The organism is Sphingopyxis sp. 550A, from assembly GCF_053569535.1.
Genome location: NZ_CM131615.1, coordinates 2180341 through 2204447, shown reverse-complemented (window position 1 = coordinate 2204447; position 24107 = coordinate 2180341). Strand labels below are relative to the sequence as shown.

Here is a 24107-nt window from a genome sequence, read left to right as displayed (position 1 = left end):
ATGGCGCGAGTGGCTGTGGGCGCGGCATCATGCCGCTGCTGCGCGCCGAGCTGGCCGAAGCTGGTGCCCAGCTGGTATTCATCGACGACGCTCCGCAGACGGAGACGGTGAACGGCCATTTGGTCTGGACGTTCGACCGCTTCGTGAGCGAGAGCGCCGGGGCGGGGGCAACGGCTCTGGCGATTGCCAACTCGCGCATCCGGGAAAGGCTCGACCGGCGTTGTCGCGAGGCGGGGGTCGCGGTGATCGGGACGACAGCCGCCAATGTCGTCATCATGGACGATGTGGAGATCTCCCCTGGCGCGCTGCTGTCGCCGTTCGTCACGCTGACCTCGAACATTCGCATCGGCCGTTGCTTTCACGCCAATCTCTACAGCTATGTCGAGCATGATTGTGTGATCGGCGACTATGTGACCTTAGCGCCGGGCGTGCATTGCAACGGCAATGTCGCTATTGGCGATCACGCCTATATCGGATCGGGGGCGATTATCCGCCAAGGCCTTCGTATCGGTGCCGGTGCGACTGTCGGCATGGGGGCGGTGGTGACGAAGGACGTGCCCGAAGGCGCCACCGTTGTTGGAAATCCGGCGCGTATCATGGAAAAAGATAGATGCTGAATACCCCCTTCGCCCCCTGGCCGAGCTTCAGTGAGGAAGAGGTGGCGGCTGTTGCCGCCGTGCTTCGTTCCAACAAGGTGAATTACTGGACCGGCGATGAATGCCGTCAGTTCGAGCGCGAATTCGCGACATGGACGGGAACGGATCATGCGATCACGCTGGCGAACGGAACGGTCGCGCTCGATCTCGCGCTGCAGGGGTTGGGAATCGGCAGCGTCAACGGTGGCGCCCCCGACGACGAGGTCATCGTCACGCCGCGGACCTTCCTCGCATCGGTCAGCTGCGTGTTCAACGCGGGGGCCGTGCCGGTCTTTGCCGATGTGGACCCGGACAGCGGCAATATTTCGGCCGCGACCATTGCGCCGCGGCTGACAGGGCGCACGCGAGCGATCATCGTCGTTCATCTGGGCGGATGGCCCGCCGATATGGACCCGATCATGGGGCTCGCCAAAGCTCGCGGAATCCGGGTGATCGAGGATTGCGCGCAGGCGCACGGCGCGCGCTACAAGGGACGCAGCGTGGGATCGATCGGCGACGTCGGCGCCTGGTCCTTCTGCCAGGACAAGATCATGACGACCGGCGGGGAAGGGGGCATGGTCACTTGCAACGATCGGGCCCTCTGGTCGCGGATGTGGGCGTTCAAGGATCATGGGAAAAGCTGGGACGCGGTATATGATCGCGATCATCTTCCGGGATTCCGCTGGCTGCATGAAAGCATCGGGACGAATTGGCGCATGCTGGAGATGCAGGCCGCGATCGGCCGCATCCAGCTAAAGCGCATGGCGGAATGGACCGCGGCGCGGACGCGCAACGCGGCCGTTCTTCGCGACGCGCTGGCGCCTTTCGCGGGGCCGGAGGGATGCATTCGGGTGCCGCGATTGCCCAGCGAGGACGGCAGCGTTCACGCCGAGTATAAATTTTATGCCTATGTCCGGCCCGACAGGCTGGCGGATGGCTGGGGTCGCGATCGCATCATTGCGGAAATCAACGCGCGCGGCGTGCCATGCTATCAGGGAAGCTGTTCGGAAGTCTATCTCGAGAAGGCATTCGACGGCACGGGCGCAAGGCCCGCGCAGCGGCTGCCCGTCGCCCGCGAACTGGGAGACACCAGTCTGATGTGGCTGGTCCATCCGACGCTGACCGATGAGGAGATGCAGGCGGCGGCGGCCGCCGCCTATGCCGTCGTGGCCGCCGCCAGCGCCTGACCCGGATATCGCGGCGCGGGCTGCGGTTATTTCCTGCCGACGCTCAGCCGCTCGACCCATCCCGCATCGGGGACATATTCGGGAACCAGCCCGCGGATGATCCGCACCGCGGCCGTGCCGTCGCCGCCGCCGCGAATCTCCGTATCGAGCGTCTGCAACGCGCGATCGAGATCCTCCCAGGACATCATCCGCTCGCGGGCGCGCATGATCCGCGGGTGATTGGTTTCCTGGGGATTGTCGCCGATCAGCAGTTCCTCGTAAAGCTTCTCGCCGGGGCGGAGCCCCGTCTCAACAATATGGATGTCGCCGTCGGGATGCTCGGCGGTGCGCACGCTCAGTCCCGACAGATGGATCATGCTGGTGGCGAGGTCGAAAATCTTCACCGGCTCGCCCATGTCGAGCACGAATACCTCGCCGCCCCTCGCCATCGCGCTTGCCTGGATGACGAGCTGCGCGGCCTCGGGGATGGTCATGAAATATCGCGTGATCTCGCGATGGGTGACGGTGACGGGGCCGCCGGCCTTGATCTGCGCCTTGAAGCGCGGCACTACCGAGCCGCTCGATCCGAGGACGTTGCCGAAGCGGACCATGCTGAACACGGTCGTCACCCCCGGCTGCGCGGCGCGCGCCTGAAGGATGAGCTCGCACACGCGTTTCGAGGCGCCCATGACGTTGGTCGGGCGGACCGCCTTGTCGGTGCTGATCAGAATGAAATTGGCGACCTCCACGGCCTCGGCCGCGGCGACGCTGTGCAGCGTGCCCATGATGTTGTTGCGAAGGCCCGAGATGGGGTTGGCCTCGACCAGCGGAACGTGTTTGTAGGCGGCAGCGTGGAATACCGTGTTGGGTCTGTGGTGCTTGTAGATGCGGCTCATCGACGAACGTTCGGATGCGTTCGCCAATTCGAGTGCCAGTGGCACTTCGATTTCAAGCTCGTGCATCAATTCGATCAGTTCCTGCTCGATCGCGTACAGCGCATATTCGGACTGCTCGAGCAGAATGAGGCGCGCCGGGCGGCACTGGATGATCTGGCGACACAATTCGCTGCCGATCGAGCCGCCCGCTCCCGAGACCAGAACCACCTTCCCGGCGGTCGTCTTGCTCATAAGTAACTCGTTCGCCGCGACGGTTTCGCGCCCAAGAAGCTCTTCGATCTGGATTTCGCGCAGATCGTTGACGGTAACCGAACCCTCGATGATGCCGGTCAGATTGGGAAGCGAGCGGACGAAGACCTCTTCATCCTGAAGCGTTTCGATTATCTCGCGCCGCCGGGCGCGCGATGCGCTCGGGATCGCGAGCAGCACCTCGTCGACGTCGGTATCCGCGAGTATCTCGGCCAGGCGATTGGCGCCGAAAACCGGCACGCCATCAAGGCGCTGGCCATCGAGCCGCAGGTCGTCGTCCACAAATCCGACGAGTAGCACCTGGGGTTCGTGGCGAAGCGACAGTGCAAGCTGCTGTCCGGCGCGGCCGGCGCCGTAAACGAGCACGCGGCGCACATCGACCGATACGACCTTGAGAAGGTCGAGCAGGACGAACCGGATTGCGATCCGGCTCGATCCGAGCAGAAGCAGAAAGATGATCGGGTGCAGCACGCAGAGCGTTCGCGGGACCGAGGGGAGCCGGAACACCACGCAAACGACGAAGAGGGGGAGAGCCAGAATGGCGCACGCAACGGCCAGATCGGCGATCGTTCTCGCCCCCGAAAAACGGATCAAAGAGCGATAAACGCCAATTTTCCAGGCGATGGGATACCAGACCAGCAGCGCCACGGCCGCGAAGGTCGCGATGGGTATCGAAAACAGGTCCCACACCCCAAGGCGGAGTGAAAAGGCAATCCACACCGCAGCGATGCAAAGAAGACCATCAATCGCGACCGCCGCGAGTTGACGCTGGATGCGCGGGCGGTCAGCTAAAAAGGACAGCATTTGAGCGCGCAGGCTACGCCAGCGATCATCGTTCGGCATTATCATTTTTGTCGCCAACCGCTTTCTAAGTCATCTGCACAGCGAGGGGGAGAGCCGCAGATCACGGGAAATTCCTCCGCAGAGCCGCGCTCAATCGGACCGGTTTCTGCCTCCGCATAAAGGAGAAACCGAGATTTTTCAATGTCGATCGCCGTAGTCGCCCCACCTGGAAAGACCTCCCTCAGCCTGGCATAACTCGCCGCGACGCATATCGATCCCAGGGCGCGGGATTCGCAGGCGAAATAGTCATGATTCGTTTGTATCCGACGTCATTGGAAATGGCTGGCGCGCAGCGCTGTGACCGGGGTCATAGCCAGCCGCGAAAGTGTCTCTTGCCGCCAAGGATGCGGGCGCTTCGCATTACCGTCGGGAAGGGGAGATCATGAACTGCGTGGGGCGTCCCCGAACCCGTCGGGGTTGCTCGATTGCCATCGCCAGGAGCTGGCACACATGTCGTCGATCCCGAATTTGGCGCTCCAACCCAGCGAATCCGTCGCCTTTTTGGTCGCCGCATAGCTGCTCGCGACGTCGCCCGGACGGCGCGGCGCGATTTCGGTGGCGAGAGAATGACCGCACGCCCGTTCGTAGGCGGCGACGAGCTCCCTGACCGTGACGCCGGTGCCGGTGCCGACGTTGATTGCCTCGCAGCCCTGCGCGGTATCGCTGTAGTCGAGCGCTGCGAGATGCGCGTCGGCGAGATCGACGACGTGGATGTAATCGCGCTCGCCGGTGCCGTCGCGGGTGTCATAATCGTCGCCGAAGATCGCCAGCTTTTCGCGGCGTCCGATCGCGACCTGCGCGACGAAGGGCATCAGATTGTTGGGGATACCGTCCGGATCTTCGCCGATCCGGCCCGATTCATGCGCGCCCACCGGGTTGAAATAACGCAGCAGGATGGCCGAAGCATCGGGGTTCGCGCGCGCCCAGTCGGCGATCACGCCCTCGGCCATCGCCTTGGTGCGGCCATAGGGATTGGTCGGCGCGATCGGATGGTTTTCGTCGAAGGGCAGATAATGCGCCTCGCCATACACCGTCGCGGAAGATGAGAAGACGATGCGCCGGCATCCCGCGGCGTCCATCGCGCCGAGCAGGTTCATCGTTCCGCTGACGTTGGTCTGATAATAACGCAGCGGAATATCGTTCGATTCCCCGACGGCTTTCAATCCGGCGAAGTGAATCACGGCATCGGGTGCGAAGTCCGTGACCGCGCGCGTCAGCGCGTCGGCATCGCAGATATCGGCCTCGACCACGCGCATGTCGCGATTGGTGAGCTGGCGAACCCGCGCGAGCGCGATGGGCGAGCTGTTGCAATAATTGTCGAAGACGCAGACCTCGTGACCCGCGGACAGAAGCTGGACGAGCGTATGGCTGCCGATATAGCCCGCTCCGCCGGTAACGAAAACTTTCATATCCGCTCCTGTGACGGCCTATTGGTCGAAGATCAATCGCCTTCATCGATCGTCAGCTATGGTACGCAGGCACCGCATCGATGCTTGCAATCGCGGCGGTCGCGCTCGACATAGAGGCGATGGATCTCGCGTTCGACAATAGTTTTCATGATGCGATGGAAGGCTTCTACGCCCCCGCCGAAGCTGCGAAGCCCTCGGCGCCGAAGCTGCTTGCCTTCAATCATGCGCTTGCGAGCCGGCTCGGGATCGATGGTGCCGGCGCGGGCGACGAGGTGATCGCGCGTCTCTTTTCGGGGCAGGACCTGCCCGGTGGGGCGAACCCGCTCGCGCTCGCTTATGCCGGGCATCAGTTCGGGCATTTCTCGCCGCAACTCGGCGACGGCCGCGCGCTGCTGCTCGGCGAAATCGTCGCGCCCGACGGCGCGCGCTTCGACGTGCAGCTCAAGGGATCGGGACCGACGCCCTTTTCGCGCAACGGCGACGGCAAGGCCGCGATTGGCCCGGTGCTGCGCGAATTTCTCGTCTCCGAAGCGGTGGCGGCGATGGGCGTGCCGACGACGCGTGCGCTGGCCGCGGTCGCGACCGGCGACCGGGTCCAGCGCGAGCAGGCGCACCCCGGCGCGGTGCTGACCCGCATCGCGAGCAGCCACATCCGCGTCGGCACCTTCCAGTTCTTCGCGGCACATTTCGGCGCCGATCACGTCGTCCAGCTCTCGGATTACACTATTCGCCGCCATTTCCCCGACCTTGTCGAGGCGCCCAATCCGCATCTTGCTCTGCTCGACCGGGTGATCGGGCTGCAATGCGACCTCGTCGCCCACTGGCTGGGCGTCGGCTTCATTCACGGCGTGATGAACACCGACAATGTCGCGATTTCGGGCGAGACGATCGACTATGGTCCGTGCGCCTTCATGGACCGCTTTGCCGCCAACACCGTGTTCAGCTCGATCGACGCCCATGGCCGCTATGCCTATGGCCGCCAGCCGCAGATCATGCACTGGAATATGGCGCGCTTTGCCGAAGCGCTGCTTCCCGCGATCCACTCGGTCGATGCCGCCGATGTCGAGACGGCGAAGGCGCTGGTGGCCGAGGTTCCGGGCCGCTTTGCTGCGGTCTGGCATGGGCGGTTGCGCACGAAGCTGGGGCTGGCCGAGGCACAGGACGGCGATGTCGCGCTGTTCGACGCGCTCTTCGCCGAGCTCGAACGCCACCAGGTCGATTTCACCCTGTTCTTTCGTGGTCTCGCGATGATGCTGCGCGGCGACGGATCGGAGCTCGAGGCGCAATTGCCTGACGCTGAGGCGATGGTGCCGTGGATCGCCGACTGGTGGGCGCGGCTGGCGCGCGAGACCGACGCGCCGCTGAATCGCGCTGATGCAATGGATGCGGTGAATCCGCTCTATATCCCGCGCAACCATCTGGTCGAGGCGGCGCTGGGTGCGGCCGAGGCAGGCGATCTTGCAGCGTGGCTCGAACTGCTTGAAGTCGTGCGCAATCCCTTTGTCCGGCGCCTTGAATGGGCGCTGTTCGAGGGGCCGGCGCCCGCCGAATTCGGTCCCTATAAAACCTTCTGTGGCACCTGACAGGCACGCGGGTTGAGTGGCTGCGCGGCAATTGCTAGGGACCGCGCCATATCCAGCAGAGGATCGTTCATTGCCCGAAGCAGAAGCGCAGCAGGCGACGCCTGTGAAGATCACGGTCGTCGGCACGGGTTATGTCGGCATATCGAATGCGGTTTTGCTCGCCCAGCGCAACCGCGTCGTCGCGCTCGATATCGACGCGCGCAAGGTCGAGATGATCAACGCGAAGACCTCGCCGATCGCCGATCCCGAGATCGAGGAATATCTGGCGAACCGGCCGCTCGACCTCCTCGCGACGACCGACCGGGCACTTGCCTATGACGGCGCCGATTTCGTCGTCATCGCGACGCCGACCGATTACGACCCCGACACCAATTATTTTAACACGAGCACGGTCGAGGCCGTAATCGCCGATGCGTTGAAGCAGGCGCCGAACGCGCTGGTCATCGTCAAGTCGACGGTGCCGGTCGGCTTCACTGACCGGATGCGCGCCGAGACGGGATCGGACAACATCGTCTTTTCGCCCGAATTTCTGCGCGAAGGGCGGGCGCTCTACGACAACCTCCATCCGTCGCGGATCATCGTCGGCGATACCCACCCGCGCGCGGAGGCCTTCGCCCGGCTGCTGCTGGAGGCTTCGCTCAAGCCCGATGCAGCGATCCTTCACACCGGCAATACCGAGGCCGAGGCGATCAAGCTGTTCGCCAACACCTATCTCGCGATGCGCGTCGCCTTCTTCAACGAACTCGACACTTATGCGGCGACCCACGGCGTCGATTCGCGGCAGGTGATCGAAGGGGTGTGCCTCGATCCCCGGATCGGCAGCTTCTACAACAATCCGTCCTTCGGCTATGGCGGCTATTGCCTGCCCAAGGATACCAAGCAGATGCTGGCGAATTACAGGGAGGTGCCGCAGAATCTGATCGCCGCGATCGTCGCATCGAACACGACGCGCAAGGATTTCATCGCGGCGGAGATCATCAAGCAGAACCCGCGCGTCGTCGGCATTCACCGGCTGGCGATGAAGGCGGGATCGGATAATTTCCGCGCCAGCAGCATTTTGGGGGTGATGAAGCGGGTCAAGGCCAAGGGGATCGAGGTCGTCGTCTATGAGCCACTCATCGAAGAGGATCGGCTGTTCAACTCGCGCGTCGTCCGCGATCTCGATGCCTTCAAGGCCGAGGCCGACATCATCATCGCCAATCGGGTGACCGACGAACTCGCCGATGTCGCGGACAAGGTTTACAGCCGCGACCTGTTCGGCGCCGACAGCTGACACCGCTCCCTCGAACCACCGCAACGCCGGGAACTGTCCTATTGCCGGAGAGTTGGCTTGGAAACAGGGGAGATTCGGGTTGCACAGCCACGCCTCGCGAGCCACAAACGCGCATCGGCCGGGACATGATGCGTCATATTGATAAATCTCGCGAATTTGATCCTTCGCCGCGAATGCGGCGCCGGCAGCGATTGATCCTGTCCGCGTCGCTGTTCGGGCTTGCGTGGACCGGAGCCGCCGCCGCGCAGCAGACCGATGTGGCGCCGCCCGCAGTCGTGCCGACGGTGGAGCCGCAGGCGACCGAAACCCAAAACATCGCCGCGCCGACCCCGCCGCCGCCCGAGGCGCAATTGCCCGAGGTCGCGCCGATCATCCCCGACGAGGAGTTCAAGTCCGCGATTCCGCCGATCAGCGCCGAGGACGACCCCGAGCTCGACAAGCCGCTCGAATCGATCGCGGAGTTCGAGCGTCGGCAGGCTGAGGCTGCGAAAGCCAAGGCGGCCGGAACGCCGGCCGAAACCACCGCTGGCGATGTGCCGCAGGTCGATGGCGCGCCGGTGCCGGCGCTGGCGGACGGCGACAGCGTCGAAGCCATCGGCGATGCACCGATCAGCGATGCCGAACTCGCCGCGCCGCTGCCGCCGCTGGGCAGTTTCGACGTCACGCCGGTCGAGTTCGCCGAGCCCGAGGACAAGAACGAGACGCGGACGATCCACTATGCGGTAAAGGTCAACGGCCTTGCCGCAGCCGACGATGGCACCGATGCCGATCTCGCCGACCTGTTCGACGATCTGTCGGCGCTCCACGACGGCGATGGCAAGGCCGACAATTTCGCGATGCTCCGCGCGCGCCTCAGCGCCGATTCCGAGCTGATGTCGCGCATCCTCGCCTCCGAAGGCTATTATGACGCCGTCGTCGAAACGCGCATCGATCGCGGCGAAGCCGAGGCGGGGGCCAATGGCGCGGCCGCCCGCAATCGGTCGATCACCGCGGTCATCGATGTGAAGCCCGGCATGCGCTATACTTTCTCCGACATCGTCATCGACGCGAAGCCGACGATTCCGCCGGGACTGATCCACGACAATTTCCCGCTCGTGATCGGCGAGCCGATCGTTGCGCAGCGCGTGCAGGGCGCCGAAGCGGCGATCGCGCTCAAGCTGCCGCAGGAAGGCTATCCTTTCGCCAAGATCGGGCAGCGCGATATCCTGCTCGACGGCGATACGGGGAAGGGGCTTTATACGCTCCCCGTCGACATCGGCGCGCGCGGCCGCTTCGGCGGGATCGAGACGACCGGCAAGCTCGCCTTCGACGCCGAGCATGTCGATGTCCTCGCACGCTTCAAGCGCGGCGATCTCTACGACAGCCGCAAGGTCGACGATTTGCGGCAGGCGCTCGTCGCGACCGGCCTGTTCGCGACCGTGGCGGTCGAGCCGCAGCCGACGGGCGAAAGCGCGGGCGACGACAGCGAATATGTGACCATGCTCGTCACCCAGCAGGCAGGCCCGCCGCGCACGATCGCGGCGAATGCGGGCTATGGCACAGGGCAGGGCATCCGCCTGGAGGGAAGCTGGACGCACCGCAACTTCTTCCCGCCCGAAGGCGCGCTGATCGCGCGGGCCGTGGCCGGGACGAAGGAGCAGTCGCTGGGCGTGACGATGCGCCGTTCCAATGCCGGACGCCGCGACCGGACTTTCGAGCTGATCACCGAGGCGACGCGGAGCCGCTATAATGCGTTCAACGCGATCACCGGCCGCGTTGCGGCGCGCATCAGCTATGACTCGACGCCGATCTGGCAGAAGAAGCTGACCTATGCTTTCGGCGCCGAACTGATCGCGACGCGTGAGGATGATTATGATTTTGCGCTCGGCCAGCGCGTCAATGACTTTTACACGATCGTCGGGCTGAACGGGCAGGTCGGGATCGACCGCACCGACAATTTGCTCGATCCGACCAAGGGATTCCGGCTGACCGCGCGGGTTGAACCCGAAGGCTCGCTCGCCGGCCGCTTTTCGCCCTATGCGCGGACGCAGGTCGATGCGAGCGGCTATTATCCGGTGACCGACAGCATCGTGCTCGCAGGACGGGTGCGCGTCGGCTCGATCGTCGGCGCGGCGCGCGAGCGGCTCGCGCCGTCGCGGCGCTTCTATGCCGGCGGCGGCGGGTCGGTGCGCGGCTTCGGCTATCAGGAGCTTGGTCCCAAGGACCCGAACGACGATCCGATCGGCGGACGCAGCCTCAACGAGGCGGCGGTCGAGGCGCGCTATCGCTTCGGCAATTACGGTATCGTCGGTTTCCTCGATGCCGGCCAGGTCTATCGCGGATCGACCCCCGACTTCTCGAACCTGCGCTTCGGCGCGGGGATCGGTGGTCGCTTCTATACCAATTTCGGGCCGATGCGGCTCGACATCGCAACGCCGCTCGGCCGGCGCCCGGGCGAGGCTCGGATCACCGTCTATGTCTCGATCGGCCAGGCCTTCTGATGGCGGAGGACGCGGCCATCGCAACCGAAGGCGACACGCCGGCGGGGCCGTCGCTGGGGTTCCGGATCGCCAAGGGCGCCGGAATCGCGCTGCTGGGCCTGATCGCGCTGGTCGCGCTTTTCCTTGTCGGGCTCAACAGCGACGCCGGACGCCGCTTCGTCGCGACGCAGATCGAAAAATATGAGTTCGAGAACGGGATGAAGATCGGCATCGGCCGGCTCGACGGATCGCTGTTCGGCGAGATGGTCGTGCGCAATTTCACGCTGTCCGATCCCAAGGGGGTGTTCGTGCGTTCGCCCGAACTCCGGATCGACTGGCGGCCCCTCGCTTTTCTGTCGAACCATGTCGATGTCCGTTCGGCGACCGCGAAGACGCTGGTCGTCGAGAAATTGCCGACCTTCAAGCCGGTGCCCGACACTGGCGAGCCGCTGCTCCCCGACATCGACATCGACTTGCGGACCCTGCGCGTCGACCGGCTGATCTTCGCGCCCGCGATCACCGGCGAGCGGCAGGTCGCAACGCTGAGCGGCAAGATCGCCATTGCCGACCGCCGCGCGCAAGTCACCGCGAATGCGGAGACGATCGGGGAAAAGGCCAGGGGCGACAGGCTCGCGCTCGTCCTCGATGCGGTGCCCGACAAGAACCGCCTTGCCGCGACGCTCGACCTCAACGCGCCGCAGGGCGGCGTGCTCGCGGCGATGGGCGGGTTCACTGCGCCGCTGACCGCGAAGCTCGGCGGGCGCGGCGACTGGAAAAAATGGGACGGTTCGCTGACCGCCAACCTCGGCACCGACCCGCTTGCACGGCTGGCTCTGACGGGACGCGACGGCACCTTCGCGGTCAAGGGCACGACACAGGCATCGCGGCTGCTCGCCGAGGGGCCGGTTGCTTCGCTGCTGAGCCGCGAGACCGCGGTCGACGTCACCGCGCGGCTCGACAAGCGCAAGGCCGATCTCGATGGCCGTCTGTCGTCGGACGCTTTCCGCCTCGGCATCAGCGGCGGGGTCGATCTCGGTGAGAGTCGCTACGATGCGCTGAGCCTCGCTTTGGTGCTGCTGCGCCCCGATGCGCTCGCGCCGAATCTGCGCGGCAACGGCCTGCGCGCGACCGCGAAGCTCGACGGCGCCTTTGGCCTGCCGACGGTGGACTATCAGGCGAACGCCAATGCCCTCGCTTTCAACGACGTCATCGTCGAGACGCTGAGCCTTGCGGGCAAGGCGCGGGTCGATGCCGATCAGATTTATGTTCCCGTCGCCGGGCGGGTGGCGCGCATTCGCGGGCTCGATACCGTCGCTGGCGGGACGCTGGTGCAGGTGCGGCTCGACGGCGATCTCGCCTATAAGGACGGGCGCATCCTCAGCGACAATCTGCGCCTCCGCTCGCCGCGGATCGACGCGAAGGCGATCGTGATCGCCGATTTGAACAAGGGCTTCTACACTGGCGCGATCGACGGGCGGGTCAACGACTATCGCATCGAGAGCGTCGGCCTGTTCGACATCGACACCAATGCCGATTTGAAGACCGCGCCGCGCGGCGGGTTCGAGATCGTCGGCAAGGTGCGCGCGCGCTCGACGCGGCTGTTCAATTCGGGGGTGCGCGATTTCCTGGGCGGCAACGCCGTCGCGAGCGGCGACGTGCGTTATGGCACCGACGGCATCGTCCGTTTCGCCAATCTGCGGCTCGCCGCGCCGCGCCTGCGGGTGACGGGCGGGCAGGGCAGCTATTCGCCCGATGGACAGATAAAGCTCGCGGCGCGCGCGCATTCGACCGATTACGGCCCGGTCGGCGTTCAGCTCGCGGGGACGATCAGCGATCCGCGCGCCGTGGTGACCGCCGACCGGCCGGGGCTGGGCATCGGGCTCGCCAATCTGGTCGCGAAGATCAATGGCGCGCCGAACGGCTATCGCCTCGCGGCGACGGGAGACACCGACTATGGCCCGCTATCGGCCGACGTCGTGCTGCTGACCGCGGCGGGACCGATGACGATCGACATCGAACGCGGCGACCTGTCGGGGATCGGTTTCCACGGCCGGCTGGTGAAGAGCGCTGCCGGGCCGTTCGAGGGTCGGCTCGACGCATCGGGGCAGGGGCTCGGCGGCCTCGTCCGGCTGAGCGGCGAAGGTCCATATCAGGCGGCGGCGATCAACGTGCGCGCGAACAATGTCGTGCTGCCCGGCGCCGCGAAGCTCGCGGTGGGGTCGGCGATCGTTGACGCCGATGTCGTTCTCTACGATCAGCCGCGCGTCGTCGCCGATATCCAGATCGCCGACACGCAGATCCGCACCTACGACATCGCGGTCGGGCGGGTGAAGGTCGATTATCGCGACGGACGCGGCCAGGCGCAGGCGCTCGTCGAGGGAACGAGCGGCGTGCCCTTCCGCATCGCTGCCAACGCCGATTTGCAGCCCGGGCTCTGGCGTGCGTCGGTGCAGGGCCGCGCGACCGGGGTCAATTTCCGTACCGTTTCTCCCGCCAGGATCATCCCGCACAAGGAGGATTACGAGCTGCTCCCGACGACGATCGACCTCGGCCGCGGCAGCAGCGCGCGGCTCGCGGGGCGTTTCGGCGAGGGGATCATGGTCCAGAGCCGGCTCGACCGCGCGAATATGGCGGTCGTCAACGCCGTCTATCCGGGACTGGGGCTCGGCGGGCGCGCGACGGGCAGCATCGATTTTGCGCAGGCGAACGCCGACGCCTTTCCGCGCGCCGATGCGCGGCTGACGATCAGCGACTTCACGCGCACCACCGCGGCGACGGTCAGCCAGCCGGTCGACATCAATTTCGCGGGCAAGCTGCTGAGCGACGGCGGCGAGGCGCGGGCGGTCATCCGCAAGCGCGGCAGCGTGATCGGGCGGCTGCAGGCCTCGCTGCGGCCGCTGGGGCCGAACGCGGGCGACTGGACGACGCGGCTGCGCGCCGCGCCGCTGAGCGGCGGGCTGCGCTACAACGGCCCCGCCGACACGCTCTATTCCTTCGCTGGACCTGCCGGGCAGGGGGTTTCGGGACCGATCGCGGTCGCCGCCGATTTCAGCTGCCGGGTCGACGATCCGTGCCTCAATGGCGTGATCCGGGGCAATGGCATGACCTATGAGAATCAGGCCTATGGCACGCGGCTGACCAACATGGTCGTGGACGGGCGCTTCACCGGCAACCGGCTGGAGATCGAAAAGCTCACCGCGACAGCGGGCGACGGCAGCATCGATGCGAAGGGCTATGTCAGCCTGTCGCAGGCCGACGGTTATCCGATGAACCTCAGCGCGACGCTCGACAATGCGCGGCTTGCGCGAAGCGAGAATATCGCGGCGCGCGCGACGGGCACGCTGACGCTCGAAAAGGTCGCGGGGCAGACCGCGCTGCTGTCGGGCGACCTTCGCCTGCCCGAGACCCGCTATCGTATCGTGCGCGAGGGGGCCGCCGCCGTGCCGGTTCTCACGGGTGTGCGGCGCAAGCCGCCGACGGGGCGGCGGCGGATCAGCGGCGACGGGCTCGCTGCGGTCGGCGGGAGCCTGTTCGACCTCATCCGCCTCGACATTCGCTTGCGTGCAGGCGACGAAATCTATGTCACCGGCATGGGGCTCGAGTCCGAATGGCAGGCCGATATTCAGCTTAAGGGCACGACCATCGAGCCGCGCGTGACCGGTCAGGTCGAGCTGGTGCGCGGAACGCTGGGTTTTGCAGGACGGTCGTTCGATCTGGAGGAAGGGAAAGTGACCTTCCCGACCGGCGATGCCTATGACCCGGCGCTGCAACTGGTGGCGAGCGATACCTTCGACAATGTGACGGTGTCGGTGAATGTGTCGGGCCGCGCGAGCAATCCGCAGGTGACCTTCTCGAGCGTGCCGGGCCTGCCGCAGGACGAGATCGTCTCGCGTATCCTGTTCGGCGATTCGATCACCTCGCTGTCGCCGCTTCAGGCGGTGCAACTCGCCTCGTCGCTCAACACGCTGAGCAGCGGCGGCGGGGGTCTGAACCCGCTCGGTGCGCTGCAGTCGGCGGCGGGAATCGACCGGCTGCGCGTTCTCGGCCCCGACGATACGACGGGTCGCGGCACCGCGCTGGCTGCGGGGCAATATATCACCAAGGACATTTATCTGGAGGTGATCACCGACGCGCGCGGCTATACCGCGACCCAGCTCGAGATCAGCCTGACGCGCGCGCTGTCGCTGCTCAGCCAGGCGGGCGGATCGGGCCAGACCAATGTCAGCATCCGCTATCGCAAGGATTATTGATGCGCCGCGCCGCTCTCCTGCTGCCGTTGCTGCTTGCTGCCTGTCACCAGGAGCCCGACTTCGACGATCGTTACGACAAGGCGGCGAAGGAGATCGAGGCGCGCGCGAAGGCGATGGACGCCGACATCGCCGAGACGGAGAGGGCCGCGGCGGCCACGTCGCAGCCAAAAGCCTTGCCAGCATCCGCGAAGCCGTCTAATCCGCCCCCGTCATCTGGGGAGTAGCCAGCCGTCCGATCCGGACGGGCCGCCGCGTCAACATACTCGGTCGAGAGGCCGTGGTGCGGTGGGAACGGGAAATCGTTCGGGCGAGACCAATGGCATCGAACCTTCCGTCCGGGCCGGGCGGCAGGGTGCGATGTCCGTTGGAGTTCGCCTGCCGCCCGGCCCCGGAGTTTTGCCATGGAAGCCATCCTTACCTCGACCGCCGTCGTCGCGCTCGCCGAGATCGGCGACAAGACGCAGTTGCTCGCGATCCTGCTCGCGACGCGCTTCAATCGGCCCGTTCCGATCATCCTCGGCATATTGGCGGCGACGATCGCCAATCACGCGCTCGCGGCGCTGCTCGGCGCGTCGGCGGCTGCCTTTCTCGACAGCTCGGTCTTCCGCTATGCGATCGGCCTCTCGTTCGTGGCGATGGCGGCGTGGACGCTGATCCCCGACAAGTTCGAGGATGACGAGGCGCCGAAGCCGCGCTTCGGGGCGTTCGTCACGACGCTGATTGCCTTCTTCCTCGTCGAGATGGGCGACAAGACGCAGGTCGCGACGATCGCGCTCGGCGCGCAATATCATAATGTCCTTGCGGTCACGACCGGCACCACGCTGGGGATGATGATCGCGAACGTCCCGGCGATCTTCCTCGGCAACGAGCTGCTCAAGCGCGTCGACCTCAAGAAAGTGCGGATGGTCGCGGCGGCGCTGTTCCTCGTCATCGGCCTGTGGGTGCTTGCGCAGGCGGCAGGGTTGATCGGCTGATCCGGCTTGCCACCTGTCACGCCCGACAGCTAGTCCGGCCCTGTCGATCGCCGCATAGGCGGGGGCAGGGAGAGCGAGATGCGCGATAACGGGATAGGACGGCGGTGAACGGGCTCGATCTGCCGCACAGCGTCGAGCGCGACATGCTCGCGGCGAGCATCCGGCGCCTGCTTGCCGACAATCCGCGTCCGGGCTGGCGCGATCTGGTCGATGCCATCGGGCTCGCCGGGCTGACGGTGCCGGAAGCCGCGGGCGGCTTCGGCGGCGGCGTCATCGAGGTCGCGGTTGCCATGACCGAGCTTGGTCCGGCGCTTGCGGGCGCCGATTGGTTGTCGCACGCCGCTGCCGCGATGCTGATCGCACGGGCTGATGCGGGCCACGAGGTGTTGCCCGATCTTGCGGCGGGGACGCGGCGCGCGGCCATCATCTGCTCCGCATCGAGCGCCGCTATGCCCGATGTCGCGCTCGGCGCGGTGCATGGGGTCGCGCGGCTCGTTGCCGGGGCGGCCGAGGCCGACCTGTTCCTTGTCGCCGATCGCGGCGGCGTCGTCCTGCTTGCGGCTGGCCAGGGCAAGGTCGAGCAGCGCCACCGGATCATGCACGATGGCAGCGTCACCGCCGACCTGGGTTTCACCGCGCCTGCCGCCGACGGCGCGTTGCTGGCGGCAGGGCCAGAGGCAGCCAGTTTTGCCGAATGGATATCCGACCTGATGCTAGCGGCGCGCTGCGCAGAAGCGGTCGGGCTGATGCAGCGCATGGTCGTCGCCAGCGCGGATTATATGGGGCAGCGGCGGCAGTTCGGTGCGCCGATCGGGTCGTTCCAGGCCTTGCGCCATCGTGTCGCCGACATGCAGCTTGCTCTGATGAAGGCGGCCGCGCTCACCGAACTTGCGGTGCTTGGCGTCGACCGCGATGGCGCCGATCGTGCGTGCGCGGTCAGCGCGGCCTGCGTCGAGGTCGCCGATGCGGTTCGGATCGTCGGCGAAGGCGCGGTGCAGATCCATGGCGCAATGGGCCTGACCGAGGAGTTGAGCCTCGGCGCCTGTTTCAAGCGCGCGCTGTCGATCGCGGCGGCATTCGGGTCGCGCGCCGATCATCTGGCGCGCTATGCCGAAGCGGCGGCCTGATCATCCCAGCATCAGCCGCGCGATCAGGTCGCGCTGGATTTCGTTCGAGCCCGCATAGATGCTCGCCGCGCGGTCGTTGAGATAGCGCGGCACCGCGACGGCAAGCTCGGCGGGGGTCTGGCCGTCGGCGTCGGCCCATGCGGCGGGGCCCGCGATCTGACAGGCGAGCGTGTCGATGCGCTGCGCGGCTTCGGTTCCCAATATCTTGAGCACCGATGCGTAAAGCGCGGGGCTTCCGCCGAGGCCGCGCATCGCCTTGATTTCGAGGGCCTGCAACGCCGCGAGCCCGATCGCTTCGCGGTCGAGTTCGGCGCGGAGCACGGGACCGATGCCGTCCTCGGCCCGCAGCCGTTCGAGCCGCCCGATCAGTCCCGGCGCATATTTGCCACCGCGCTCGAAGGTCAGTAGATGCTTGGCGACCGACCAGCCCTCATTCTCGCCGCCGAGCCGGTTCGCCTGCGGCACGCGTACATCGTCGAAGAAGACCTGGTTGAACTCGTGATCGCCCGCGAGGGTGCGGATCGGCTCGACCGTGATGCCGGGGGTCGCCATGTCGAGCAGCAGGAAGCTGATCCCCGCTTGCGGCTTGCCCTCGGTCGAGGTGCGGACGAGCGCGAACATGCGGTTCGCGAAATGCGCGTGGGTGGTCCAGATCTTGGACCCGTTCAGCACATAATCGTCGCCGTCGGACACGGCGCGAAGCTGAAGCGAGGCGAGGTCGGAGCCCGCGCCGGGTTCGGAGAAACCCTGACACCAATAATCCTCGCCCGACAGGATGCGCGGCAGATAATACGCGCGCTGTTCGGGCGTGCCATAATGCATGATCACCGGTGCGACCATCTTGAGCCCCATCGGCGCGAGCCCCGGTGCGCCCGCCGCAGCGCATTCGGCGGCGAAGATATAGCGCTGGACTTCGCTCCAGCCGGGCCCGCCGAACTCGGCCGGCCAGTCGGGCGCCGCCCAGCCGCGCGCATTCAGGATGCGTTGCCACGGCAGCGTGACGGCGGGATCGATGAAGACGCTCGTCGCGCGGCTTGCGGCGCGGCGAAGGTCGTCGGGAAGTTCCTTGGCGAGGAAGGCGCACACCTCGGCGCGGAAATCGGCGAGGCCGGGATCGATCAGGGCGTCGGTCAGCATGTCCATGCGCCCGGCTTACAGGCGCTCGTCTTGTCGAGCCAAGCTGGCACCTGCATCAGGCAGCGCGCGCGCCGACGAAGCCGAGGCCCGCGGCGATCTGGATCGACTGCGCCCGCCCGGTCGCGCCGAGCTTCGCCGCGGCGTTGCGGAGGTGGAAGCGCACCGTCGAGACCGACAGCGATAGGATGATCCCGATCTCGCCATCGGTCTTGCCCGCCGCCGCCCAGCGCAGGCACTGGACCTCGCGCCGCGTCAGCGTCTGCGGCACCGTCGCGTTGCGCGGCCGTCCGCGCGCTTCATTGTGCGTCGCGACCAGCTTGACGGCAAGATTGTGGAGGTGGCCCGCATGGTCCGCGAACAATGCCTCGACCCCGACGGGCTCGCGCGAGCACCAGAAGACTGCGCCGACGAGACCGCGCGGCAGATGCACCGGCGCGATGATCGCTTCGCCGAAATTGGGCGTATTCTTCGCCTGCTCGCAATCGACCGCGTCGAGCAGCCCGGTCGGGCGCCAGGTGTGGAGGCTGCCGTCGCTGTAATAAAAGGGTTCGGCGACGAGCCGCGCCGCGGTCAGGAAAGCGATGTGGAGCGCGAGCTTGCGGTCGCGCCAATAGGCGTGCGCCGGATCGATCCAGCGAAAGCTCGTCTCGGCATAGGGACGGCCATCGGCGTCGGCCATCGGTTCGGGATCGCCGAGATCGGCTTGCGCCGCAATGAAAGGAAGGCCGATCGCGTCGCCCGCCGCCTGAACCTCGGCGATCAGCGCGGGCATTTCTGACCAGCAAAGCGTCTGGCTGTCGGTCACGCGTCCCATTCCATCCTCATCCTGACACAGGTGCCAGCTTGTTTGCCGGCCCGCAATCCGGTCCTCTGCCACTGTCCGGCTTCGCGCGACGCTCGCACAGAGACGAACTCCGCGACAAGCTGTTTGAGGGAGGATGGACGATGAAGGCAATGCGTATTTTTCTGCTCGCGGGAACCGCGGCGGGTCTGATCGGGACGGTGCCGGCCTTTGCTGCCGAGGCCGACCAGGCGGCGGAGCCGGTCGAGGGGGACATCATCGTCACCGCGCAGCGCCGCGCCGAATCGATCAACGACGTCGGCATGGCGATTCAGGCCGTCGACAGCGAAACGCTGGAAAATCTGCGCGTCACCGATGTGCGCGACCTGACCGCCGTGGCGCCGAGCTTCACCGTGTCGCAAAGCTATCAGGGGGTGCCGACCTATACGCTGCGCGGCATCGGCTTCAACACGATCAACCTGTCCGCAACCTCGACCGTCGGCACCTATGTCGACGAGGTCGCTTACGCCTATCCGATCATGAACACCGGGCCGATCATGGATCTGGAGCGCGTCGAGGTGCTGAAGGGGCCGCAAGGCACCCTCTATGGCCGCAACACGACGGCGGGGCTCATCAACTTCATCACTGCCAAGCCGACCGATCATTTCGATGCCGGGGTCAGCGCCGAACTGGGCAATTACCAGACCTATAATTTCGCCGGCCATATCTCCGGCCCGCTCGGCGAAGGCGTTTCCGCGCGCCTCGCGATCCGCAGCGAGAACAGCGACAAGGGCTGGCAGGTAAGCAATTCGCGCCCCGACGAGCGTCTCGGCAAGGTCGACAAGCTCGGCATCCGCGGCTCGCTTGCCGTCGAACCCGGCACCGGCACCCACATCGACCTGTCGGTGACCTGGTGGCGGAACAAGTCGGACACCGTCGCCGGGCAGGGGATCGGCTTCACGCCGGCGACCAATCCCGTGACGGGCACCAGCGCGTCGCATTTTTTCAATGTCCCGGGGCTTGCCGACTATATTGCGGACAATTTTCCGACCAAGGCCAGCCAGGCCGACTGGGCGCCCGAAGCCGCTCGTTCGGCCGATATCGGGCGCGGGGCCGGACTGCCCGGCGACCTGGCCGAGAATAATCGCTTCTGGGGCCTGAAGCTGCGCCTCGATCAGGACATTACCGATACGGTGAAGTTCGTCAGCCTGACCAGCTACAATGATTTTCGGCGCAAGGCGCTGTCCGACTGGAGCGGCGCGCCGTTCGAGGTTCTGCTGCAGAAAGCCGACGGTCGCATCAAGAGCTTCGCGCAGGAGATTCATTTCGAGGGCGAGAGCGGCGTCGTCAACTGGCTGGTCGGCGGCTATTATGGTCATGACAAGATCGTCGACAGCAACCGCACGCTGCTCGGCGAAAATGCGAATGCACGCTTCATCCGCGCGGCGCCCTATCTCGTCGTGCCCGGCGTCAATCTGCTCGAAACGCCGTTCAATTCCGGCGGCTACACGGCCGCCGACATGGCGACGGCATTCCGCACCTACGAAGACATCGGCACGATGAACACGAAGACGTGGAGCCTCTTCGGAAACGCCGACGCCGAACTGACCGAGCAGCTCAAGCTGACCGTCGGCCTTCGCTATACCGAGGACAAGCAGGACTATGTGGGGTGCTCGCGCGACTATAAGGGCAGCATGTTGCCGAACGTCAACGTCGTGAACCGCTTCCTCTTCTCGGCGGGCGGCACGCTGCCGATCCCGGCGCCCATCGTCGAGGGGCAGTGCAACACCTATGACGATGTGACGAACAGCTTCGGTCCGGTGGTCTCCACGCTCGACGAGAACAACCTCGCCTGGCGGGTCGTGCTAGACTGGTCGCCGAACGACGATACGCTCGTCTATGCGTCGGTGTCCCGAGGCTATAAATCGGGCACCTCGCCGGTCAACGCGGCGAGCAAGGCGCGCCAGAACGCGCCGGTCACGCAGGAAAAGCTGACCGCCTATGAAGTGGGGCTGAAGGCGACGCTGGCCGATCGCCTCCTTCAAGCGAATCTGGCTGCCTTCTACTACGACTATAAGGACAAGCAGATCAGCACCTATTTCGCCGATCCGATCTATACGGCGCTGGCCCGCCTCGACAATGTGCCGAAGTCGAAGGCCTATGGCGTCGAAGGCGAATTGACGCTGCGTCCGGCCCAAGGCGTGACGATTTCCGCCAACGGCCTGTGGCTGAAGACGCGCGTGATCGACTATGTCGGCACCAATGCCGCCGGTCAACCGCAGAATTTCGACGGCGCGGAATTCATCTACAGCCCGCATTTCCAGGGCAGCATCGTTGCCGCCTATGATACGCCGGTGAGCGACACGCTGAACGTCAATGGCGCGGTCAGCCTGCGCTATCAGAGCAAGTCGAACACCATCTTCGAGGACGATCCGCTCTACAAGATAGACTCCTTCGCCGTCGTGAACGCCAGCCTTGGCCTCAAGTCGGAGGCCGGGTGGTCGTTGTCGCTGTGGTCGAAGAATCTGTTCAACAAATATTATTGGTCGTCGGTCGCCAGCAACGCCAACGTCGTCGTTCGTTTCGCTAATCAGCCGCGAACCTTCGGCCTGACGCTGGGTTACGATTTTTAGCGGGGTTCCCGCACCGGCCCGCTCCCCCTCCCGGTCTCCCATAGGTTCCTATCGTCGGGGAGGCCGGGAGGGGGAGCGGGCCGGTGCCGCTCGCGGCGGAAGCCGCAAATAATTGCTGAAAGGGCGCACGCAGACATGCAGGACAATTATCTGGGCACGATAATCGATTTTGCCTCTCCCGCCGGGGAACCGGCCCTGCTTGCGCCCGACAGCGTCCAGTGGCGCGTCTACAAGAACCCGATCGCGCTCGGCATCGGCGGCGTCGCGGCGGTGCTGCTCGAATTTGCCGAGCCGCGCATCCGCTCGGGGGTGTGGGATCATTCGACCTACAAGGTCGATCCGATCGGCCGGTCGCGTCGCACCGGGCTCGTCGCGATGCTCGCCTGCTACGGCCCGGCAAGCCTCGCGAAGGAGGTGATCGGCAAGGTCAATCGCCTGCACGGGCCGGTGAAGGGCAAGACCCCCGCGGGCGAATCCTATCGCGCGCTCGACCCGGTGCTGCTCGACTGGGTCGCGGCGACGGCCTCCTATGGCTTTCTGATGGCCTATGACCGTTTCGTCCATCCGCTCGGCGAGGCCGACAAGGACCGCTTCATGCGCGACGGCGACGCGATCGGGCGCGAGTTCGGCGCGCGGCATACGCCGGCGTCGGTCGACGGGTTCATGGAGATGATGGGGGCGCTCGAATCGCGGTTCGAGGCGCATCCGATTATCTTCGAGTTTCTCGATATCATCCAGTCGGGCCGCGCCGCGCCGGGGACGCCCCGCTTCCTGCATCGCGCGATCGCGCGGGCGTCGGTATCGCTGCTCCCCGATACCCTCCGGAGCCGGCTCGACCTGGGGCCGAAATATGACCTCACGCGCGCGGACAGGCTGATGCTGCGCGCGGCGGGCAAATTGGCCGACCGTTTCGCCAGCCGGACGTCGGCGCCATGTCAGGCGAGCCTGCGCCTCGGGCTTCCTGCTGATTTTCTCTACCGCTCGCAGGCTGAGCAGCGGCGGTTGCTGGAACGGCGATCGGACATATTGGCGACGGCATAATGCCATTGTCGTCATCCCGGCGAAGGCCGGGATCTCGCCGGTGCGTCATATCGATGGGGTGAGATCCCGGCCTGCGCCGGGATGACGGGGACATGGATTACGATGTGTGATCGCTATTCCGCCTCGGTGCTGAGCCCCAATTCGGGAATGCCGATCGACCGCCGCCCACCGAAGTCCGATCGCACGACGATCGCGCCCTGCTTTTCCATATAATCGACGAGCCGACGGATGCGGCCAGGCGAGCGCGTGCCATAGGCGCGGCCGAGCGCATCGTCGTCGGGGCAGGGACTGCCCTCGATCGCGGCGCGCGCGATCTGAACGAAGGGCGCGAGCATGTCGTCGGGGAGCCGGTCGGCAGCGGCCAGCAATTCGCGCCACTTGTCCTCGGCGGGGTCGAAGATGCCGCCCTTTGCCAGCGCGAACCGTTTGCGAAACTGCGCCAAGTCGAGCGGAACGCGGCCGAGCTTCTGCATCCGGCAGCGCACCGAGAAATCCTGATAGAGAAAGGATTCGGGGTGGAAGGCGCAATCGGGGTCGGCGAGCATGTCTTCGAGCGCCGCGACGATCGCCGGTTCGGCATCGGGCACGTCGGCTTCCGGGAATAAAGTCGGCGCTGATACGGGCGCTTCGTCTTCCGCATCCTGCTCGGCGAAGCGCTGGATCAGCTCCTGCGCGGCGACCGGCTTCGGCGCGGGTGCTGGCGTCGGAAGCGGCTGCGTTTCCAGTTCGGCGAACAGCATGGTTCGCATATCGTGCGGCTCGGCGCTCGGCAGCGGGAGCAGGCCGTGCGTTCCGGCGCGGGTCGCGGTTTCGGTCGAGCCGATCTTCACCGCGACCGGGCGCCGCGAAATTGCCGGGCCGAGCCCCAGGAAATGCCCGCGTTCTAGGTCGCGGATCGCTTCGGCCTGGCGCCGCTCCATGCCGAGCAGGTCGGCGGCGCGCGCCATGTCGATGTCGAGGAAGGTGCGGCCCATCAGGAAATTGCTCGCCTCGGCCGCGACATTCTTCGCGAGCTTGGCGAGGCGCTGGGTCGCGATCGCGCCCGCGAGACCGCGCTTGCGGCCGCGGCACATCAGGTTCGTCATCGCCGACAGGCTGGCGCGGCGGACGGTGTCGGAGACGTCGCCCGACGCGCTCGGCGCGAACATCTGCGCCTCGTCGACGACGACGAGCGCGGGAAACCAATGCTCGCGCGGCGCATCGAACAGGGCATTGAGGAACACCGCGGCGCAACTCATCTGCGCCTCGATATCGAGCGTGTCGAGCGCGACGATCACCGAGGCGCGATGCTCGCGGATGCGCGCGCCCATCGCGGCGATCTCGCGCTCGCTATAGTCGCCCGCGTTGACGACGATATGGTTGTAACGGTCGGCGAGGGTGACGAAATCGCCCTCGGGGTCGATCACTACCTGCTGGACGAGTCCCGCGCTTTCCTCGAGCAGGCGGCGCAGCAGATGCGACTTGCCCGACCCCGAATTGCCCTGGACGAGCAGGCGCGTCGCAAGCAGTTCCTGCACATTGACGTGAACGGCGCTGCCCCGGTCGTCGGTTCCGATTTCGATGCTGCTGTTCACCGCGCGTGCCCTATCGGGCGGCCGCGTGCTTGACAACCGGTCAGCCTGTCCGAAGGCTGGAAATAGGAGAATGCCGG

The 24107-nt window shown here is 65.9% G+C and carries 16 protein-coding genes and 1 riboswitch; of the genes, 11 read left to right on the top strand and 5 right to left on the bottom strand.

Annotated features, from left to right (window positions below):
• The first annotated feature begins 29 nt into the window (after positions 1-29).
• Both ACVENA_RS10645 and ACVENA_RS10640 read left to right on the top strand, forming a co-directional pair.
• The gene (locus ACVENA_RS10645; protein ID WP_449328767.1) at positions 30-617 is read left to right on the top strand and encodes an acetyltransferase; all 588 of its coding nucleotides are present in this window, start codon (positions 30-32) and stop codon (positions 615-617) included.
• On the top strand, positions 611-1822 hold the full coding sequence (locus tag ACVENA_RS10640) for a DegT/DnrJ/EryC1/StrS family aminotransferase (RefSeq protein WP_449328766.1): 1212 nt from the start codon (positions 611-613) through the stop codon (positions 1820-1822). Before ACVENA_RS10645 ends, ACVENA_RS10640 begins: the two co-directional genes overlap by 7 nt.
• A 26-nt stretch (positions 1823-1848) precedes the next feature.
• On the opposite strand, the gene ACVENA_RS10635 is transcribed toward ACVENA_RS10640, so the two are convergent.
• Complete coding sequence (locus ACVENA_RS10635) at positions 1849-3789, bottom strand: polysaccharide biosynthesis protein (protein ID WP_449328765.1); 1941 nt, start codon at positions 3787-3789, stop codon at positions 1849-1851.
• Between the two features lie 380 nt (positions 3790-4169).
• Complete coding sequence (galE, locus tag ACVENA_RS10630; protein ID WP_449328764.1) at positions 4170-5198, bottom strand: UDP-glucose 4-epimerase GalE; 1029 nt, start codon at positions 5196-5198, stop codon at positions 4170-4172.
• An 80-nt stretch (positions 5199-5278) separates the two neighbouring features.
• Between galE and ACVENA_RS10625 the strand changes: the two genes are divergently transcribed.
• The 7 genes from ACVENA_RS10625 to ACVENA_RS10595 all read left to right on the top strand — a co-directional run bounded on the left by ACVENA_RS10625 (position 5279) and on the right by ACVENA_RS10595 (position 16864).
• Positions 5279-6781: a protein adenylyltransferase SelO gene (locus ACVENA_RS10625; protein ID WP_449328763.1), complete on the top strand. Its 1503-nt coding sequence runs from the start codon at positions 5279-5281 to the stop codon at positions 6779-6781.
• Between the two features lie 103 nt (positions 6782-6884).
• Positions 6885-8054, top strand: a complete 1170-nt coding sequence (locus ACVENA_RS10620; protein WP_449328926.1) for a nucleotide sugar dehydrogenase — start codon at positions 6885-6887, stop codon at positions 8052-8054.
• Between the two features lie 173 nt (positions 8055-8227).
• Positions 8228-10534, top strand: coding sequence for an autotransporter assembly complex protein TamA (locus ACVENA_RS10615; protein WP_449328762.1), 2307 nt, complete (start codon positions 8228-8230; stop codon positions 10532-10534).
• On the top strand, positions 10534-14763 hold the full coding sequence (locus ACVENA_RS10610) for a translocation/assembly module TamB domain-containing protein (RefSeq protein WP_449328761.1): 4230 nt from the start codon (positions 10534-10536) through the stop codon (positions 14761-14763). Before ACVENA_RS10615 ends, ACVENA_RS10610 begins: the two co-directional genes overlap by 1 nt.
• Complete coding sequence (locus tag ACVENA_RS10605) at positions 14763-14987, top strand: hypothetical protein (RefSeq protein WP_257550869.1); 225 nt, start codon at positions 14763-14765, stop codon at positions 14985-14987. The genes ACVENA_RS10610 and ACVENA_RS10605 overlap by 1 nt, the downstream gene beginning before the upstream one ends.
• A riboswitch (yybP-ykoY riboswitch) is annotated at positions 14959-15146 on the top strand. Its footprint overlaps the gene before it by 29 nt.
• A gap of 18 nt (positions 15147-15164) precedes the next feature.
• On the top strand, positions 15165-15737 hold the full coding sequence (locus ACVENA_RS10600) for a TMEM165/GDT1 family protein (protein WP_449328760.1): 573 nt from the start codon (positions 15165-15167) through the stop codon (positions 15735-15737).
• 104 nt (positions 15738-15841) lie between these two features.
• The gene (locus ACVENA_RS10595; RefSeq protein WP_449328759.1) at positions 15842-16864 is read left to right on the top strand and encodes an acyl-CoA dehydrogenase family protein; all 1023 of its coding nucleotides are present in this window, start codon (positions 15842-15844) and stop codon (positions 16862-16864) included.
• Here ACVENA_RS10595 and ACVENA_RS10590 read toward each other — a convergent pair whose 3' ends face one another.
• Together ACVENA_RS10590 and ACVENA_RS10585 are read right to left on the bottom strand one after the other, a co-directional pair.
• The gene (locus tag ACVENA_RS10590; protein WP_449328758.1) at positions 16865-18001 is read right to left on the bottom strand and encodes an acyl-CoA dehydrogenase family protein; all 1137 of its coding nucleotides are present in this window, start codon (positions 17999-18001) and stop codon (positions 16865-16867) included.
• Between the two features lie 55 nt (positions 18002-18056).
• On the bottom strand, positions 18057-18815 hold the full coding sequence (locus ACVENA_RS10585) for a helix-turn-helix transcriptional regulator (protein ID WP_449328757.1): 759 nt from the start codon (positions 18813-18815) through the stop codon (positions 18057-18059).
• A 131-nt stretch (positions 18816-18946) separates the two neighbouring features.
• Here ACVENA_RS10585 and ACVENA_RS10580 point away from each other — a divergent pair, with 131 nt between their 5' ends.
• Both ACVENA_RS10580 and ACVENA_RS10575 read left to right on the top strand, forming a co-directional pair.
• Entirely contained in the window at positions 18947-21415 is a 2469-nt protein-coding gene (locus tag ACVENA_RS10580) for a TonB-dependent receptor (RefSeq protein WP_449328756.1), read from the top strand.
• A 135-nt stretch (positions 21416-21550) separates the two neighbouring features.
• The gene (locus tag ACVENA_RS10575) at positions 21551-22456 is read left to right on the top strand and encodes an oxygenase MpaB family protein (protein ID WP_449328755.1); all 906 of its coding nucleotides are present in this window, start codon (positions 21551-21553) and stop codon (positions 22454-22456) included.
• Positions 22457-22569: 113 nt separating this feature from the next.
• Here the strand turns inward: ACVENA_RS10575 and ACVENA_RS10570 are convergent, their stop codons facing one another.
• The gene (locus ACVENA_RS10570) at positions 22570-24030 is read right to left on the bottom strand and encodes a helicase HerA domain-containing protein (RefSeq protein ID WP_449328754.1); all 1461 of its coding nucleotides are present in this window, start codon (positions 24028-24030) and stop codon (positions 22570-22572) included.
• Positions 24031-24107: the final 77 nt, after the last annotated feature.